Origin of the sequence: Peribacillus sp. NPDC058075, assembly GCF_042885195.1 — a bacterium.
GTDB lineage: Bacteria > Bacillota > Bacilli > Bacillales > DSM-1321 > Peribacillus.
Genome location: NZ_JBHVSL010000001.1, coordinates 1,394,972 through 1,413,390 on the forward strand (window position 1 = coordinate 1,394,972; position 18,419 = coordinate 1,413,390).

Genomic DNA, 18,419 nt, shown 5'->3' on the forward strand with positions numbered 1-18,419 from the left:
ACCGCAACGTCATTGACGTTGCGGTTCTTTTTATTTTATAGAAAATTACTTATAATAGGAAAAAAACAGGAAATGAGGATACCTGCGATAGCCATTGCCGCACCTGCGACAGCCCCGGTGAACTCACTTTCCTGGGCAGCTTGAGCAGTACCAAGGCCATGGGCGATCGTACCATAAGCGATACCACGAGCGAAGGGCATCGTGATGTTTAGTTTATCCATCATTTTTGGAGCGACCATCGTACCCAGCACCCCAGTCAAAATGACGAAGGCTGCTGATACATTGGAATTTCCGCCATAAAGTTCCGTGATTTCAACAGCGATGGGCACTGTAATGGATTTAACCGCCAATCCTTGAAGTATGAATTGCGGAAGTGAAAATGCTTTAGCGATGGCGAAGGCAATGATCAATGTGACCATAAGACCAAATATCATACCGCTAATTGCCGGCATTGCATATTTAACGATTATCTTTCTATTTTTAAATAGTGGTACTGCCAAGGCAACGGTAGCCGGTCCCAGGAAATAGGTGATGATGTCTTTTCCCGGTGAATAATCTTTGAAGTCCAAACCGCTGATCAGCAGTATGAGAATTATTGTAACCGTACTGAAAAATACAGGCGTCGTAAAAGGTGATGGATGTTTAGCATATATTTTCCTTCCAATGAAATAAGCAAGGATGGTTATCAAGATGCTATATGTTGTGATGAGCGCTGTCATGCTGCTTAACCTCCCCTCTATGGGATAGTTTCTGAACAGTCCAAGCTGAAACGATGAATCCAAATATCAGGCTGACTCCCAATGTAAGTGCCAATGGCAAACCGAATTTAATGAAAAGCCATCCCATGGTCATTAAACTGATTGAAATCGGGATGAAGAAAAAGGCTAGGTGCTTGACCAAAAATCCTGAAGTAAGTTCAATCCATTCGACTTTTATAATCTTCGTCTGTAATAAACTGAATAACAGAATCATGCCGATGACGTTGCCTGGTATGGGTAAATGAAGTAAATTGGCTAAAAAATAGCCGAGCTTGCAAATGATGAGCAGGAAGATTAGCTGCACGATAAAAGCAAATGTTTTTTTCATGATTAAGTCCTTTCGATGATGCTTTGAATATATTGATGAATTGGTCAATTGTATTCATTATAAAAAACTATCCCTAAAAAGAATAGGGATTTGCAGCAATCTATCTTAAACTTCCTATGTAAATGCAAAAAAGAGCTTTCCAGGTTTGGAAGCTCCGGCCATTATATGAAAAGATAAACAAAGCCATGTTGAAAAGCGCTTTATGCTTCAAGTAACTGCTGCTCATCATCATCATGCTGTCTAAGGATATGAAAGGTGTATAAATCTTTAGGGATTTCATACAAATCGTAGATATCTCCTTCATGATTGATCTGATCATAAAGGGATTTTCTTGTTTCGTTGGCATTGACGGCATAAGGAAGCTTCTCTGCAGCTTTTATAGAGCGGATATTCTTTTTGCGAATACGCATGAAGACCGTTTCCAAACCGAGCTCGAAAAAAAGCTCTTTGAAGAAAGCGTCTTTTGCAATGGCATTATACCCTTTTCCATGATATGGTTTGCCAAGCCATGTGCCTAAGAAACCTGCACCATTTTCAATATCGTATAAAGAAATACAACCGATGGGATTTTCCCATTCATCCAAGATTGTTCGTGAAATGAGTTGCCCAGCATCTTCGGCTTCGATCGTTTGCTTAGTGATGAAAACATATTCTTCATATGAATCTACCTTATGGCGCACGAAAGGGAAGACATCTGGATGCGTCATTTGTTCATAAAGAGAAAAACAATCTGTGAAATCTCTCTTTTTTAACATTTCCGTCCCTCCGTTTGAGGGCAGTTCTTATGCGTAGTCGCTGCCCACCCTCGAAATTTTTTAAGTCGTTCATCAAAAAATTTCGGGGTGGGAATCGAACCCACTAGAACCGGAAACCGGTGGCGCACCATTTGCCTTCCCTATTTTTATTGTCAGAAAATATGCAAATCTAAAGAACCTTACGAAGGTATAATACTAAAAAAAAAACGGTTTGGGAATAGGTTTTTTGCCTTTTTTTTTCGTCAAATTTCAACTTTTTCTCGAAGGGTGAAATCGTAAGGCAAACGCCTGCATTTTTCCTTGAAAAACTGGTTTTTTCGCCCGCTTTTTTCTTTAAAATTTACCTGTGAATTGCATGAATAAAATGATTGCGCCGAGGGCCCACACATAAATGGAGAATATTTTCAGTGAACGCTTTTTTAAGAAATCGATCATCCATACTACGGCTATATAACCAAAGATTGCTGCGGCCAGGGTTCCGACGAAAAGCGCAGTGAGTGGAAGCCGTTCAACATCTCCAGTGAAAATCGGTTTCATCTGAAAAACGATGCCCCCCGTAATGGCAGGAATTGAAAGCAAAAAGGAAAAATAGGCTGCAGTGGCCCTATCTAATCTGCAGAAGAGGCCGGCGGCAATCGTTAGTCCGGAGCGCGAAAGAGCAGGCATGATGGCAGCAGCTTGGAAGGTACCGATAATCAGCGCATCTTTAATGGAAATTTCATTAAGAGATTTGGCTCCTTTTTTCACTCCGTCCGCTACCCATAAAATCAGTCCGGTCGCTAAAAATTCCCAGCCTATGGTGACACCTGTTTTTGAAAGGCCATCAAACCAATCCCCGAGTAAAATGCCGGCAATCACTGCAGGAATCGTCCCGGCAATGAGAAGCAGAGTCATTTTGGAAAACGGATTTTTCAAAATGGCAATTATGTCATTCTTATAGACGACCAATAACGCCAGCAATGTACCGATGTGGAGCATGGTATCCAGAAAAATGCCTGCCTCGTCAAGATGGAAAATATGCCGTCCTAAATATAAATGTCCAGTACTTGAAATAGGTAAAAACTCAGTCAAGCCTTGAATAATCCCAAGGATGAAGGCTTGAAATTCATTCAGCAAAAAAACATCACTCCATTCTAGATGGTATAGGACAATCCATTATTTAAACTGTATGCACAAGAATGATGAACATGTCCGGATTTTAGTGGCATTATCAAGAAAAAGCAGTCCAATTTTACCTTTTTTCGAATAAAATGAAAGGAAAAATGAAACTATTTTTCATTTGATTCGTAATTATTCATATGAGAAAGGAGGAGAAGACACTATGCCTACTAAAGATGAAAGAGTGTTTGCTGCCCTTATTTATGTGATCAGCTTTTTTACAGCCTTTATCGGTCCTTTGGTGATTTGGTTATTAAAGAAGGACTCGTCACAATTTGTGGATTATCACGGAAGGGAATACTTGAATTTCTTTATTTCCTACACCGTATATTCAATAGTCGCAGGGATACTCACTATAGTATTGGTTGGATTCTTGTTATTGCCGGTTATCGGGATAGCTTTAGTCGTATTCACCATCATTGCTGCTGTTAGGGCTTATGAAGGAACGGATTACAGGTTCCCGTTGATTTTCAGGATATTATAGAGTGATGTAAAAGGAGGTTTCCGTTCAATTCGGAATTCTTTGGAGACTGTAGACAAACTCGAAGAAAAGCGAGTTTGACTGCAGTTTTTTTATTTTGCTCTTTTCGTAAAGATTGTTGTTTTTAAAACGAAACGATTTAAGGTTGATTGGAGCGGAAGTGCGAGACTCCTGCGGGTGCAGCGGGACAGGTGAGACCCCGCAGGCGTTCACGCCGAGGAGGCTTACCGCCCGCCCCGCGGAAAGCGAGCATTGGAGGGGAAATCAACCACACCGCATTACTTGGTGAATAGCAACAAAGTATGCGAAAACAGCCTTTTATTTAGACCACGTTCCAGTGGATTTCAGAAATCAGCTCACTTTCCGCGACTGCCTGGCAAGCCAGTAATTCGGCAGGAGTGTCGCAAATTTCTTTAATCCAATAAGGAATACAGTAAAAAACATTAAGTATAAACTAGTCTTGTTTCAAAATTAAGCAGAACCCCATTTTGTCTACAATAGGATTCCGATCAATTCGGAGTCATTTTTTATGAACCGTGTTGGGAGTTACCTTTCATTAAAAGGGAATAGATCACATTAAATCGAATAAAGTATTATGATAACGGCTTTCATGCACTTTTAGGAAGCGGGTGCAGGGCGGATTGTGGTACTGCTAATCAATGGCCGTCCTTGAGGCGGCAATCTTTCTTGTAAGGAGTGAGGAGCAGAGCGGGATATGAATATACGGGAATATTATCAAAAAACGAGCAATTCAAATTTTCATGCATCTTGGATATCACTCCTTTTGGCCATTGTATTTTTCATTTTCCATATTTTTAAAATGATACCGGGCAATATATTATTGATCACGTCTCCTTTTATTTTCTTTAGCATTGCCCAATTTGTCAGTCATCGTATATATGAAAATAGAATGAAGGAATTGCCGGATGAACTAGTCGGAACGAATACCGGGTTATTAAAAAATGAACATGTTTTATTGACTTTTATGCCAGCACCAACATTGCGCCTGCTGCTCTTTGCGCCGGATGGGTCACTAATGGGCGAGATACGGGATTTGAATATGAAGTGGTTCATGTGGATGATTCCCAATTTCTTGTCGATGCTCCTGGCCAAGCGATATGAACTGGTGGACCATGAGGGGCGTTTGCTGGCTATGTACCAAATCAAAAGGGGACTATTCAATAAAATGACGATCATGGATGATCAGGGCGGCATTATTGGATCATATCAAGAAAATCGGTCATTCGTGAAAATCAATGGGATGATCTATAAGGAAGACGGTACGGAATGGATGCCCATTGAAACGCCGGGAAACATGAATTCTTTCGAGATTGTCACAAAAGACGGGGAAAAAATCGTTTCATACCAAGAAGGCTGGATGCCTTTGGAGTGGGGGAAACGATTCAAGACAAATACACCCATACTTTCTTTTTCATCAAATGTTGCTGAAATTCCTAAAATCATCGTTTTTGGTTTCTGTGCAGCCACTCTGAATCATCGTTCAAATTGACAATGGTTACCCTTTAGCAAATCTTTTAAAAATTTGATATAATACTAGAGAGATTCATAGATTAATAATACATATTGAAAAGGTGGTAATTATGAGTTTACTAAATGAGATTCTTGATTATAATGAACAGTTTGTAGAAAAAGGTGAATATGTCAAGTATAGAACGGATAAGTTTCCTGAGAAACGTATGGTCATCATAAGCTGTATGGACACTCGGCTCGTTGAACTCTTGCCAAAATCATTGAATGTCAAAAATGGCGATGTCAAAATCCTGAAGACTGCCGGTGCGATCGTCTCCCACCCATTCGGAAGTGTTATGCGGAGTATCCTTGTTGCTATTTACGAGCTAAAGGCGGATGAAGTATTGGTCATACCTCACCATGACTGCGGGATGGCATCAGTCGATGCGGATTCTGTAATGGACAAGATGATAGAACGTGATATACCAAAGAGCACCATCGATACACTGGGAGCTGCAGGAATCGATATCCGCAGTTGGCTTCGCGGATTTGATGATGTTTATGAAAGTTGTAAGAACAGCGTGGAAGTGATTAAAGGACATCCTTTGATCCCTAAAAATATTCCTGTACATGGTCTAATCATTTCCCCTGATACAGGTAAGCTGGAATTGGTAGTCGATGGGTATTCGGAAGAACAAAAATAATATATTCATCGAGGCTGTCGGGATCATTTCCGGCAGTTTTTTTCAAATTTTTATCATTACTATTTATTTTTATCCTTTTTTTTGTTAAAATCGCCAAGTGTAGTTTGTCACTAATACAAACGGGTGGGCGAGGGATAAATTTAATAAGGATACAACATGAAGAAATTAAACTTGGAAACGTTTTTTCATTTTTCCGACTATGGAACGAATGGTAAACGTGAAATCCTTGCTGGAGTGGTCGGCTATTTTACGATAGTCTATATTCTCATCGTTAATTCCCTGATTTTATCGGAAGCGGGCATACCGATTAATGGTGCAGTGATTGCCACGATTCTTTTATCTGCTTTAAGCTGTGTCATGATAGGGCTTTGGGCGAATGTCCCAATCCTTCTCGTTCCAGGAATGGGCGTTAATGCCCTATTTGCTTATACCATGGTTCAAGGAATGGGGCTATCTTGGCAATCGGCTCTTGGTGCTGTGTTTATCTCAGGGGTAATTTTTGTAATCATCGCTTTTACAAAATACTCTAAGTTAATCAGTGATTCGATTCCAAGTTCGATAAAAGAAGCCATATCTGTCGGACTTGGCTTATTCTTGATGTTAATCGGTCTTGAAAAGGGCGGGATAATCACAGGAGGTTCATCATCAATCGTCGCACTCGGAGATTTAAGCGATCCAGCGGTGTGTGCAACGGTGTTGACCTTTTTACTGGCAATCACGCTGTTCATCAAGAATGTCCCCGGTAATTTCATGATTACCATCCTGGCAGGCAGTCTCATTGCCTTTTGGTTCGGGACGGTTCAACTATCGGAAATCCATTTTTCAGGCATAGACACAGCTTCCTACAGCAATCTTTTCTTTTCATTATCGTTCCTGGAAGCAAACCGGATAGAATTCTGGATAAGTGTATTTGCGATGACGATGGTTCTTGTTTTTGAAAATATTGGTCTTGTACACGGGCATGTAGACAGTATCAACCGCCAGGATGCCTATAAAAAGTCGCTGCAGGCGACAAGTGTGTCCGTTCTATTATCAGGCTTATTCGGTTCGAGTCCTACCGTTGCAACAGTAGAAACGGCAGCTGGAATCGCATCAGGAGGCAGGACTGGTTTTACTTCAGTGGTGACGGGCGTGCTATTCATTCTATCACTGTTATTTATACCGGTGATTAAAGTAATCCCTGATAGCGCCATTGCCCCCATCTTGATTATCATTGGCATTTTGATGCTCGGAAACATAAAAAAGCTGAATTTCAGTGATTTAACCGAGAGCATACCTGCAATCATGATCATCACGATCATTCCTTTCACATACAGTATTGCCGATGGAATGGCATTCGGTTTCATCCTGTACCCGTTCTTGAAGCTTGTAACTGGAAAAGCAAGAGAAGTGTCAGCCCCGATGTATGTGAGTGCCGGAATGTTTATCATCTATTTCATCATTGGTATGATCGATTAATATTTCAATAGAGCGGTTGGGATGAGTTCATTCTTATTCCAACCGCTCTTCTTATTGGTCTTTTCGTCGCAAAAAATGGATTTAATGTGATTTACGCGATGACACATCCATCTTGAAAATGCTATGATATAGAATATTAAAAAATGATAAATGAAAAGCAGCATATTAGAGGATGTGACAGGATGATTATTGAAGGTTTAAAAAGCCATGGTTCAGGAAATGATTTTTTAATCATTGATGAATTGACTACAACCCTGACGTTTACTGAAGAAGAGCGGAAAAATTTCGCGAAGGCCCTATGCAATAGGGAGAAGCTTGGAGCGGATGGAATTTTATTCGTAATGAAAAGTGAACATGCCGATTGCCGGATGCGTGTCTTTAATGCGGATGGATCGGAAGCCTCGATGTGCGGCAACGGACTTCGCTGTGTTGCACGTTACGCGAACGACGTTCTAGGGCTAGATAAAATGATCGTGGAAACCATGAAGGCGAATCTACTCGTGGAAAAAACGGAAGATATTTATGAGGGCATTCCGACTTTCAAGGTGGAAATTTCACCAGTAAGTTTTAATGTGAAGGATTTACCTCTTGTATTGGCTAAAGAACAGCTGCAAAACGAACCAATGCCGGAACTTCATGATACCCTGTTATTTTCGGCATTGGCGGTTCCTAATCCACATTTGATCACACTCGTCGATAGTGATGTTTTACAAAGTGATTTGCAGGAAGAACTTTCAACAAAGGTCAATCAACCGAATGAACTTTTCCCTGATGGTGTCAATGTCAGCTTTGTGAAAGAGCTGGAGCCAGGGAGCATCTATGTGCGGACATTCGAACGGGGAGTAGGCTTCACGAATGCATGTGGAACGGCGATGTCGGCTTCAAGCCTTGTAACATGCTCTGTTGGTTTAAACGCATTGGAAAGTGAAATTTCTGTCTACAATAACGGCGGAAAAGTTAAATGTGTCGTTCATCATGATGAAGAAAGTCAAAAGTATTCAATAGATTTGATCGGGAACGCGACCTATGAATTCAAGGCATCGATTGAAATAGACTTAGATCAGCCTGAAAAATTCGAACTGCTTGAAAAAGAGGATTTTGAATTGGAAACAAGCTTATATGCCAAGCTTCAGGATGAAGTGCAAGGTTATTTGAAAGCAAAATTATAAAGAAATCTTCAGACTGCAGGCAAACTCGAAGAAAAGCGAGTTTGCCTGCAGTTTTCTTATTAAAAAGTTAGGGACACTTTTTCGTACTTTGCCCTACATTAACATTATCCAGAGCTTATTCTTGACCGTCCGTAATTATATTCGACCTACAAGGAACTTTATTCGACCTTCACTGCATTTAATTCGACCGTTCGTGTTTTTATTCAACCTTCAAGGAACTTTATTCGATCGTTTCACGACTTTTTTCGGTTTTCACATCATTACTCGGACTCCGGAGCTTTTTTATTAAAAGGAGCAGATATTAATTCCGCTCCCTTTCCGCCGATTGTCTGCCAAGCTGCATCAAAGAACGCGGCTGCGGGGTCTCGGCTAGCCAGTTATTCACCAGGAGTGTCGCAAATTCCTTCAATCCAATGAGTTTTCATAAAACAATATATAACCATAAAGATTAACCTAGTCTTAATCGTGGTTCGGAATGAGACCATTGCGAACCCCAAGTCCAACTAGTTGTTGGTCTTTTTTTGTTTTAGGAACGACAAAACCTCCAAAAAGGCTGGTCCATTATCGACAAGTCTGTAATCCATAAAAGCACAACCATCCCTTTTTATTCTGTTCGGGATGGTTTCAATCGTATAGCTCTTTAACTGGAGATTTTCGTCCACTTCCTCCCAAAACAAAGGTGTAGCCACACCCGCGAAAGAATTTCCCCGTGGGGAATAAGGTTGGATGATGGTTTTTCCTTCACTATGCTGCACAAAGTCCAAGTAAAGTCGATTGTGCCGATTTATTTTCATTCTCTCCGTTGTAAAATCGTTTGGGTTGGAACTTGTTAAGTAGTCACCGAGAAAGTCGGTGAATATGCGTGTCTCCTGATAAGTAAATCTGTCTTCAGGCAGTGGGATGTGAATTTGCAGTCCTTTGTTACCTGAAGTTTTCACAAAAGCCTTAATCCTTAATGATTCCATCACTTTTTTAATTTCCTGTGCGGCCTTTATTGCTAAGGAGAAAAATTCGATGGAAGGAGGATCCAAGTCCAGTACGATTTCGTCGGGTCTTGTTTTACCCGCTTTCTGAAAGGGGGCATGGAATTCCAATGCAAGCTGATTGCCAAACCAAAGAAGCGTTTCAATATCGTTACACAGCATGTATTCGATATCTTCATCCATGAATGATTTAATAAAGGCCGGCGCATAATCAGGTTTGTTTTTCTGGAAAAATCTTTCTTTATCCAAAGTGCCATGAGGATAGCGGATCGTCGTAAGCAGTTTATCCTTCAAGAAGGGTAAGAAGAAAGCTGAAACCTCCCTTAAATAATGAAGGTATTCAACTTTTACGACCTGTTTACCTTCTGTTATCCAAAGCGGTTTATCCTTGGAAGTTATTTGTACCGTATCTGGAAATGTGTATTGGCCTAGTACAAATTTCTCCCAGGTACATTCATCGGGAGTCGTTTGTAAAAGCCATTGCGAAAACTGAGGTTCACGCAATTCATTTTCCTCATATACGTGTAAGAATTGAACTTCTATGCAAATGGATGGATGGATATAAAAAAATTGTGTATCTTCGTCAGATGCATTTTGCTTGATCAGCTGATGCAATATACTTTTATCTTGAGAACTCAGTCCATTTTTAACACTTCCGATTTTCGTTACGGCACCATCTTTGAAAACTGCGAGGGAAACGTAACCATTTTCTTTGTGCAATGCTGTAATGAAACAAGAAACGGTCTTCCAGTTTTTCACCTTAATCCATGATGTAGTACGTTTACCTTCTTGCCAAGTACCTCGAATTTCCTTGGCGACAACCCCTTCGCCATCTAATAGGGTGACCTTATTCAAGGCATTATCCAAAATGTCAAAACTTTCTATTAATTGTATCAAAGCCTTATCGTTGGGATTAGGCGGAATAGGAAAGCCGAGTTTTGCCCCCATATTCAACATCAATTCCCTACGTTCTTCCATAGGTTTAGCTGCTAAGTCTTTTCCGTTGATGCGAAGCAGGTCAAACGCTATAAACCGGCATGGGGAAAAGCGGGCTTTTTCAGATATTAAGGATTGTTTTCCAAGGCGCCCTCGCCACTGTATTTGAAAAAAGTCCGCTTTCGCTTCATTGGTAAGCCAGACCAATTCTCCATCTAACTGAAGCGGGAGATATTCTTCCAGGTCCATTTCTTTGATGTAAGCAATGATTTCTGGGAATTGTGGTGATAATTCCTTCTCGTTCCGACTCGAAATGCTTATGGTATCGGAATCAATCGTTAAAATGGCCCTAAAACCGTCATATTTGACTTCATAACGCCAATCCTTGGAGCTGGGGGCTTCGGGGTAATAGGTTGGCAGCATCGGTTTCATTTTTGTATCACCTCCGCAAATAATTGGTTAACATTATTTTGCCAAAAAAACGAAGTGTTAGAGTTGGCAATTGTTTTTTCGGATTTTTTTGGACAAAGGGGAATAATAAAATTGTTCTTCTCTTTAAAAATAAGTTATGAGGTGACGAATATGCATACGATGTGGAAGGGAAGCATATCATTCGGTTTGGTGAACATTCCGATCAAACTTCATGCTGCAACGGAGGATAAGGATATTTCTTTAAGGACGTTGCATAAGGAATGTCATTCACCGATTAAATACGAAAAAGTTTGTCCGGTATGCGAGAAAGAAGTGGGTAAGGATGATATTGTCCGGGCTTTTGAGTATACAAAGGGAAAATTTGTTGTATTGGAAGACAATGAACTGGAGCAACTGAAAAAACAAAACGAAGAAAAAGCCGTGGAAATCGTGGATTTCGTTAAAATTGAAGAAATAGATCCCATTTATTTCAATCGGAGTTACTACATGTCCCCTAATGACGGAGGGATAAAAGCTTATTCCCTTTTGAGGCAGGCCCTCAAGGAATCGAATAAGGTAGGATTAGCGAAAATCATCATTCGCTCTAAAGAACAAATGGCGGTAATCCGAGTCGTTGATAATACCTTGGTGATGGAAACGATTCATTATCCGGATGAAGTCCGTTCCACAGCGGATGTTCCGAATATCCCAGCTAATGATACCATTGTAAAAAAAGAAATCGATACTGCCGTATTATTGATAGATCAATTAACGACTACTTTCGATCCGACAAAATACACGGATGACTATCGAACCGCGTTGCTAGAATTGATTGAATCAAAGAAAACGGGACAGACGACGATTACATCCAAAACAAAAGAACCAGTTTCCAACAATGTAACCGATTTAATGGAGGCATTACAGGCATCCATTGACCGTACGAAACATGATGAACCGGAAAAGAAAAAGACGACCCGAAAGAAAGCGGCGCCGAAAAAAAAGAAACAAGCTTAAACAGGAAGCTGAGCGGAAGACATATGGTGTCGCTCGGCTTTCTGCTTGTTTTAGAAAGGAATCAGGAATTTTATAAGGGAGTGAAAGTGACTTTACATGGAAGGATTTGTATAGAAAGGAAAGTGCAAATAGGTAAGCGAATCACGATTTAAGGGTATGGATGGAATAAAAGAAAATAAATGGATGGAAATGGAGGCAAAAAAATTCGCTCCCTAAAGAGCGACAATGAGGAATTCAATCGTGAAAATCAACATATAGGCGAACGGTTGTAGTTTTCGACTATATATTGTGTTCATATTCTACCATATTTAATTCTGAAATAGCAACTAAATTACTGAAACTAACCTATGAATTTTTCTGGAAATCAATGATATTTTGTCCATTTAACGGATTATGTGGCTTTTTCACTTCAAATACTTTTAAAAAGCTACAGAATAAATGGATTTTTAGTATAATTTATACATATAGGATGATATAAATTAAATAGGAATGGAAGATGCAAATGGAAAATGGAAAAATCAAATCACTTCATGCCGGAAAGCCGAAACAGGAAATTTTTTCGAATGTCGATATCTTTTCAGCCATGGATAAACAAGTACATGATCATGTGACAGTGACTAAATCAGGCATAAATGGTGATGGGATAGGTAATGTAGAGTTCCATGGAGGTCCTGATCGGGCTTTGTGCTTTTACCCCTTTGAGCATTATTCATTATGGAATGAAAAATTCTCTAAAAAGCTTGATATCCCAGCATTCGGTGAAAATTTAACCGTAGAGGGGATGAGGGAAGAAGACACGTATATCGGCGATATATATCAAATAGGCGAAGTGATTGTGCAAATTAACCAGGGGAGGATACCTTGTTCGACCATTTCCCACTTTAATCAAGAACCTAAGTTTTTGGAACTTGTGCTGAAAACGAGTTTCACTGGTTATTTTGCAAGAGTACTTCAAGAAGGAACGATAAATAAGCAAAACGAAATCGTGCTAATAGATCGTTTGCAAGAAAAAATTTCAGTTCATTATGCAACAGAGGTAATCCTACATAAACGAGATGACCTGGAAGGCGCTAAGGCTTTACTTACTCTAGACTCGTTAGCGGAAGACTGGAAACAAAGAATCTTGAAGAGGGTTAAACCCGCAAAAGATTGAATCATTTTTGCAAAAGTGAAAAAAATGTCGATCAGGTATTGAAATTGACAGATTATTAATGTAAATTAAATATAATCTAATTTTGAAATCTTGTGAAAATTATATAAATGGATCTTATCGAGAGAGGTGGAGGGACTGGCCCGAAGAAACCTCAGCAACCAGCTTAGGCAAAGGTGCTAAATCCAGCAAGCAGAGCTTGATAGATGAGGAGAATGTTTCAAAAAACCTTCTTCTTTGAGAAGGTTTTTTTTTCTTTTCTCTCATACTCATAAAATACGACAAAAACAGGACTGTTTTTGAGAGAGGGTGTAATGATGAATTTTCGTAAAGAAGTGAAAGAAAGAATGTTGGTTGGGGAAGGGGCAATGGGGACCTTATTGTACTCAAATGGCATCGATCAATGTTATGAGGAATTAAACTGCACGAATCCAAATCAAATAGAGTCCATCCACCGTGCCTATCTGGAAGCTGGTGCAGATATCCTTCAATCAAATACATACGGAGCTAATTTCAACAAATTGAAACGGTATGGTCTTGAAGATGAAGTTAACAGAATCAACCGCCAGGGAGTCATTCTAGCTAAAAAAGCGGCAAAAGGAAAGGCGTATGTCTTCGGTACCATAGGGGCACAGCGGAGTATCAGGAAATCGGATTTAAGCATGGAAGAGATTAAACGGGGTTTTCGTGAACAGCTATACAGTCTGTTGATGGAAAACCCGGATGGAATTCTCTTGGAAACCTTTTATGACCTGGAAGAGCTGGAAACCGTCCTGCAAATCGTGAAAAATGAAACTGGACTGCCGATCATCGCAAATGTTTCGATGCATGAACTGGGTAATCTTCAAAATGGAATCCATTTAAATGAAGCCTTTCAAAAACTCGAGCAACTGGGTGCCGATGTTGTTGGGGTGAATTGCCGTCTTGGTCCACATCATATGATCCGTGCCTTGGAAGAAGTGAGTTTGCCGAAGGAAGCATCGATTGCCATATACCCTAATGCCAGCCTTCCTGATTATGTGGATGGAAGGCTCGTCTATAAAGCCGTGCCGGAATACTTTGGGTCAAGTGCCTTGGAACTTCGTGAGCAAGGTGCTTCTATCATAGGCGGGTGCTGTGGAACGACTCCACTGCATATCCAAGCTGTAAAGAATGCGATCGGAAGTTTTGCTCCTGTAAAAGAGAAAGTTACGAAATCCCGCGAAATAGAAATAATTGAAGTGAACGATAGAGAATTGGAGCTTCCACTGTACGAAAAGGCTAAAACGGAAAGGACGATCCTAGTTGAACTTGATCCACCGAAAAAACTGGGAATAGAGAGTTTCATGACCGGTGCTGAGGTTTTGAAAAAAGCAGGGGTCGATTCCATTACATTGGCGGATAATTCACTTGCCTCACCAAGGATATCGAATGATGCATTGGCTAACTTACTTAAGAACCAATTGAATATTAATCCGATGGTGCATATAACATGCCGGGATCGAAATTTGATTGGCCTCCAGTCACATTTAATGGGTCTGCAGACGGTAGGGCTGAATGAATTATTGATCATCACCGGAGATCCTTCAAAAATAGGGGACTTTCCGGGTGCCACCTCGGTTTATGATTTATCTTCCTTTGACCTTATAAGCATGGTCAAACAATTTAATGAAGGTCTTTCCTATTCCGGACAAAGTTTGGGTCAACGGGCAAATTTTAAAATTGCGGCAGCGTTTAATCCTAATGTGAAATATCTGGATAAAGCCGTACTGAGAATGGAAAAGAAGATTTCCTGCGGTGCTCAATCATTTTTGACACAGCCAATTTATTCAGTGGAGCAAATCGAAGAAGTACATGAAGCTACAAAACATTTAGAAACTCCGATTTTCATCGGTATCATGCCTTTGACAAGCACCCGGAACGCAGAATTCATCCATAATGAGATCCCTGGCATTAAATTGCCTGATAACGTAAGAAGGGCCATGGCTTTAGCGGGGGATGACCCTGTAAAGTCAAGGATTGAAGGGGTCAATATCGCGCGGGAACTGGTGGACGCGGCAAGGGAAAAATTCAAGGGCATATATTTAATCACTCCGTTCCTTCGCTATGAAATGACGGCGGAACTTACGAAATATATTAGAAAAGTCGATAGTAAACAGACATCAGAGGTGGCAGTACATGAATAAAAAAGCGATTCAAGATCAGTTAAATTCTAAGATTCTCCTGCTTGATGGGGCGATGGGAACCATGCTTCAGGCGGAGAATTTGACAGCAGACGATTTTGGCGGTGAACAATTCGAGGGCTGCAATGAATATTTATCACTGACGCAACCGGAAATCATCCAATCCATTCATGAAAAATATTTAGCGGCGGGCGCAGATATCATTGAAACCAATACCTTTGGAGCGACCAGCATCGTTCTTGATGAATACCAAATAAGCACGATTGCCTACAAGCTAAATAAAATTTCAGCTGAGCTTGCCGTTAAAGCTTGTGAAAAGTATTCCAATGAGGAATGGCCAAGGTATGTAGCCGGATCGATGGGCCCCACTACAAAAACGCTTTCCGTAACGGGCGGAACGACTTTTGATATTTTAACCGATTCTTATGAAGAACAGGCACTGGGTCTCTTGGATGGCGGTGTAGACTTGCTGTTGGTGGAAACCTGTCAGGATATGCTTAATGTCAAGGCTGCCTTTTCTGGAATCAAAGCAGCATTTGCAAAAACAGGAAAAGATGTGCCTGTCATCATATCAGGAACAATAGAACCGATGGGCACGACACTTGCTGGCCAGTCCATAGAAGCTTTTTATTTATCGGTTGAACATATGAAGCCTGTTGCTGTCGGCCTTAATTGTGCAACAGGGCCGGAATTCATGATAGACCATATCAGGACACTTGCAGATATATCGAATAGCGCCATCAGTTGTTATCCGAATGCCGGGCTCCCTGATGAAGAAGGACACTATCATGAGTCACCAACTTCCCTGGCAGAGAAAATGAAGCAATTTGCCGATAAGGGATGGATCAATATCATTGGCGGATGTTGTGGTACGACGCCAGAGCATATTAAAGAACTTTCCAGGGTTCTCGAAGGCATGAAGCCCCGTACAATTACGGAAACTGCCCATGGTCATGCCGTATCAGGCATAGAACCGCTCATTTACGATGATTCAATGCGTCCTTTATTCGTAGGTGAAAGGACGAATGTTATCGGTTCCCGAAAATTCAAGGAGCTGATACGCGGCAAGCATTATGAGCCAGCAGCAGAAATTGCACGTTCCCAGGTGAAAAAAGGCGCCCATGTCATTGATATCTGTCTTGCTGACCCTGATGGGGATGAGCTTGGCGATATGAAGGAATTCGTGCAAGAGGTCGTCAAAAAAGTGAAGGTCCCATTGGTCATCGATACTACGGATGAAGCCGTACTTGAACAAGCATTAAAACATTCACAAGGAAAATCGATCATTAATTCCATAAACCTTGAAGATGGTGAAGAGCGCTTTGAAAAAATAGTACCCTTAGTCCATCAATATGGTGCTGCCGTTGTCGTAGGAACCATTGATGAAATTGGGATGGCCGTCGATGCTGAACGGAAATTGGAAGTGGCAACACGGTCAGTGGATCTGCTCGTCAATAAGTACGGTCTAAACAAAAGTGACATCATCTTTGATCCGCTTGTATTTCCTGTAGGAACAGGAGATGAACAATATATCGGATCTGCTTTAGAGACGGTGAATGGAATAAAGGCGATTAAAGAAAAGTTTCCAGAATGCCTAACGATACTTGGCATTTCTAACGTTTCTTTCGGTCTGCCAGCGAGGGGAAGGGAAATATTAAATGCAGTTTTCCTTTACCATTGTACAAAAGCGGGACTCGATTATGCCATCGTCAATACAGAAAAACTTGAGCGTTTCGCTCTGATACCGGAAGAGGAAGTGAAATTGGCTGAGGCACTCCTGTTTGAGACTTCAACTGAAACTTTAGCGATTTTTACCGAATTTTATCGTGGAAAAAAAGCGGAGAAGAAAGATAATGGTGTGGTCCTGCCTTTGGACGAACGTCTAGGTAACTATATTATCGAAGGAACGAAAGAAGGATTGGTTGATGATTTAAATAAAGCGATTGAGCGCGGTGACACCCCATTGGAAATCATCAATGGACCATTGATGGATGGCATGAGTGAGGTGGGTCGGTTGTTTAATGACAACCAACTTATTGTCGCAGAGGTTCTTCAGAGTGCTGAAGCGATGAAGGCGGCTGTATCTCACCTGGAACCACTTATGGAAAACTCTGAAGATAGTGCTAAGAAAGGGAAAATCCTTTTGGCGACTGTCAAGGGAGATGTGCATGATATCGGAAAAAACCTAGTGGATATCATCCTATCCAATAATGGCTATGAAGTCATTGATTTGGGGATCAAGGTCGCACCGCAACAAATCATTGAAGAGGTTCGTAAACATGAGCCAACCATCATTGGCCTATCTGGGTTACTTGTCAAATCTGCACAGCAAATGGTTTTAACCGCTCAGGATTTAAGGCAAGCGGGAATCGATACCCCGATTTTAGTGGGAGGGGCAGCATTATCACGTAAATTCACCGATTTTAAAATATCACCTGAATATGAAGGACCGGTTTTATATTCCAAAGATGCGATGGATGGTTTGGCTGTAACGAATATTTTACATGACTCCAACAAAAAAGTGGTGTACTTGGAAGAGTTAGTCGAGAAACGAGAAAGGTCGAAAGCGAATGCGGCCATTGCCGCCACGCTGGAAAAACCTGTCCGTAAGCAGTCCACAGCTGCCCCTTTAAGCGATGCTCCTGTTCAAATACCGCGTGACATCAAGCGTCACGTCTTAAAAAACTACCCGTTGGATGTCATCCAGCCATATATTAATAGGCAAATGCTGATTGGTCATCATTTGGGGTTAAAAGGTAAAGTTTCCGAACTGCTTAAGCAAGGGAATGAGAAAGCGGTGCAGCTCAATGATCTCGTTGATGAATTAATTGAATTCCTTAAGACTGAACCTGATTATGGCTTGCATGCAGTTTATCAATTTTTCCCTGCTCAAAGCGAAGGAGATAAGCTATTGGTATACAACCCGGACAAGCATCATGAGGTTTTGGAAACTTTCGACTTCCCAAGACAAGATTCGAATCCGCATCTTTGTTTAGCGGACTTCGCGAAACCGGTCTCCTCCGGGCAAATGGATTACGTTGGTTTCTTCCTGGTCACTGCTGGAAAAGGAATCAGAAAATGGGCAGAAAAACTTAAGCTTGAAGGTGATTTCTTGAAAAATCATGCCCTTCAATCACTTGCTCTCGAAACTGCTGAAGGGTTCGCAGAAAGAATTCATCAATTAATGAGGGATGATTTAGGCATTAGCGATCCGATTGAAATGTCCATGAAAGAGCGATTTGCCGCTAAGTACACAGGACAAAGGTTTTCTTTTGGTTACCCTGCCTGTCCTAATTTGGAAGACCAGGAGAAGCTATTCCGCCTGTTACAACCTCAAGATATTGGCGTGGAATTGACTGAAGGATGCATGATGGAACCAGAGGCTTCCGTTTCCGCCATTGTTTTTGCACATCCTGAAGCCCGTTACTTTAATGTCGATCGATAATTCATACTATAAGGCAGCGGTATTTTTTACCGTTGCC

14 protein-coding genes and 1 riboswitch are annotated in these 18,419 nt (G+C 41.0%); of the genes, 9 read left to right on the forward strand and 5 right to left on the reverse strand.

From position 1 onward, the window contains the following. Positions 1–35: 35 nt before the first annotated feature. The 4 genes from ACFVS1_RS07075 to ACFVS1_RS07090 all read right to left on the reverse strand — a co-directional run bounded on the left by ACFVS1_RS07075 (position 36) and on the right by ACFVS1_RS07090 (position 2,954). Positions 36–719, reverse strand: a complete 684-nt coding sequence (locus ACFVS1_RS07075; protein ID WP_387545947.1) for an LrgB family protein — start codon at positions 717–719, stop codon at positions 36–38. Beyond that, positions 694–1,086 (reverse strand): CidA/LrgA family protein, encoded by a 393-nt coding sequence (locus ACFVS1_RS07080; RefSeq protein WP_241593721.1) that lies wholly within the window; start codon positions 1,084–1,086, stop codon positions 694–696. Before ACFVS1_RS07080 ends, ACFVS1_RS07075 begins: the two co-directional genes overlap by 26 nt. 200 nt (positions 1,087–1,286) lie before the next feature. Further along, positions 1,287–1,841, reverse strand: coding sequence for a GNAT family N-acetyltransferase (locus ACFVS1_RS07085; RefSeq protein WP_034307447.1), 555 nt, complete (start codon positions 1,839–1,841; stop codon positions 1,287–1,289). 333 nt (positions 1,842–2,174) lie between these two features. Then, a complete protein-coding gene (locus ACFVS1_RS07090; protein WP_352920876.1) occupies positions 2,175–2,954 on the reverse strand; it encodes an undecaprenyl-diphosphate phosphatase in 780 nt (259 codons plus the stop codon). A gap of 208 nt (positions 2,955–3,162) precedes the next feature. On the opposite strand from ACFVS1_RS07090, the gene ACFVS1_RS07095 reads away from it, so the two are divergent. The 5 genes from ACFVS1_RS07095 (at position 3,163) to dapF (ending at position 8,281) form a co-directional block, all read left to right on the forward strand. Then, entirely contained in the window at positions 3,163–3,483 is a 321-nt protein-coding gene (locus ACFVS1_RS07095) for a DUF4870 domain-containing protein (RefSeq protein ID WP_034311189.1), read from the forward strand. Positions 3,484–4,195: 712 nt separating this feature from the next. Next, the gene (locus ACFVS1_RS07100; protein WP_387545950.1) at positions 4,196–4,990 is read left to right on the forward strand and encodes a hypothetical protein; all 795 of its coding nucleotides are present in this window, start codon (positions 4,196–4,198) and stop codon (positions 4,988–4,990) included. Between the two features lie 91 nt (positions 4,991–5,081). Then, entirely contained in the window at positions 5,082–5,654 is a 573-nt protein-coding gene (locus tag ACFVS1_RS07105) for a beta-class carbonic anhydrase (RefSeq protein ID WP_241593718.1), read from the forward strand. A 156-nt stretch (positions 5,655–5,810) separates the two neighbouring features. Continuing rightward, on the forward strand, positions 5,811–7,112 hold the full coding sequence (locus ACFVS1_RS07110) for an NCS2 family permease (RefSeq protein WP_387545953.1): 1,302 nt from the start codon (positions 5,811–5,813) through the stop codon (positions 7,110–7,112). Positions 7,113–7,294: 182 nt separating this feature from the next. Further along, a complete protein-coding gene (gene dapF, locus ACFVS1_RS07115; RefSeq protein ID WP_387545955.1) occupies positions 7,295–8,281 on the forward strand; it encodes a diaminopimelate epimerase in 987 nt (328 codons plus the stop codon). Positions 8,282–8,784: 503 nt separating this feature from the next. Here dapF and ligD read toward each other — a convergent pair. Continuing rightward, positions 8,785–10,632 (reverse strand): DNA ligase D, encoded by a 1,848-nt coding sequence (gene ligD, locus ACFVS1_RS07120; RefSeq protein WP_387545957.1) that lies wholly within the window; start codon positions 10,630–10,632, stop codon positions 8,785–8,787. Between the two features lie 150 nt (positions 10,633–10,782). Here ligD and ku point away from each other — a divergent pair, with 150 nt between their 5' ends. The 4 genes from ku (at position 10,783) to metH (ending at position 18,382) form a co-directional block, all read left to right on the forward strand. Continuing rightward, positions 10,783–11,625 (forward strand): non-homologous end joining protein Ku, encoded by an 843-nt coding sequence (gene ku, locus ACFVS1_RS07125; RefSeq protein ID WP_387545959.1) that lies wholly within the window; start codon positions 10,783–10,785, stop codon positions 11,623–11,625. 502 nt (positions 11,626–12,127) lie between these two features. Then, positions 12,128–12,778: an MOSC domain-containing protein gene (locus tag ACFVS1_RS07130; RefSeq protein ID WP_387545961.1), complete on the forward strand. Its 651-nt coding sequence runs from the start codon at positions 12,128–12,130 to the stop codon at positions 12,776–12,778. 111 nt (positions 12,779–12,889) lie between these two features. Continuing rightward, a riboswitch (SAM riboswitch) is annotated at positions 12,890–12,988 on the forward strand. Between the two features lie 104 nt (positions 12,989–13,092). Next, positions 13,093–14,940, forward strand: a complete 1,848-nt coding sequence (locus tag ACFVS1_RS07135; protein WP_387549225.1) for a bifunctional homocysteine S-methyltransferase/methylenetetrahydrofolate reductase — start codon at positions 13,093–13,095, stop codon at positions 14,938–14,940. Beyond that, on the forward strand, positions 14,933–18,382 hold the full coding sequence (metH, locus tag ACFVS1_RS07140) for a methionine synthase (RefSeq protein ID WP_387545963.1): 3,450 nt from the start codon (positions 14,933–14,935) through the stop codon (positions 18,380–18,382). Before ACFVS1_RS07135 ends, metH begins: the two co-directional genes overlap by 8 nt. Positions 18,383–18,419 lie beyond the last annotated feature (37 nt).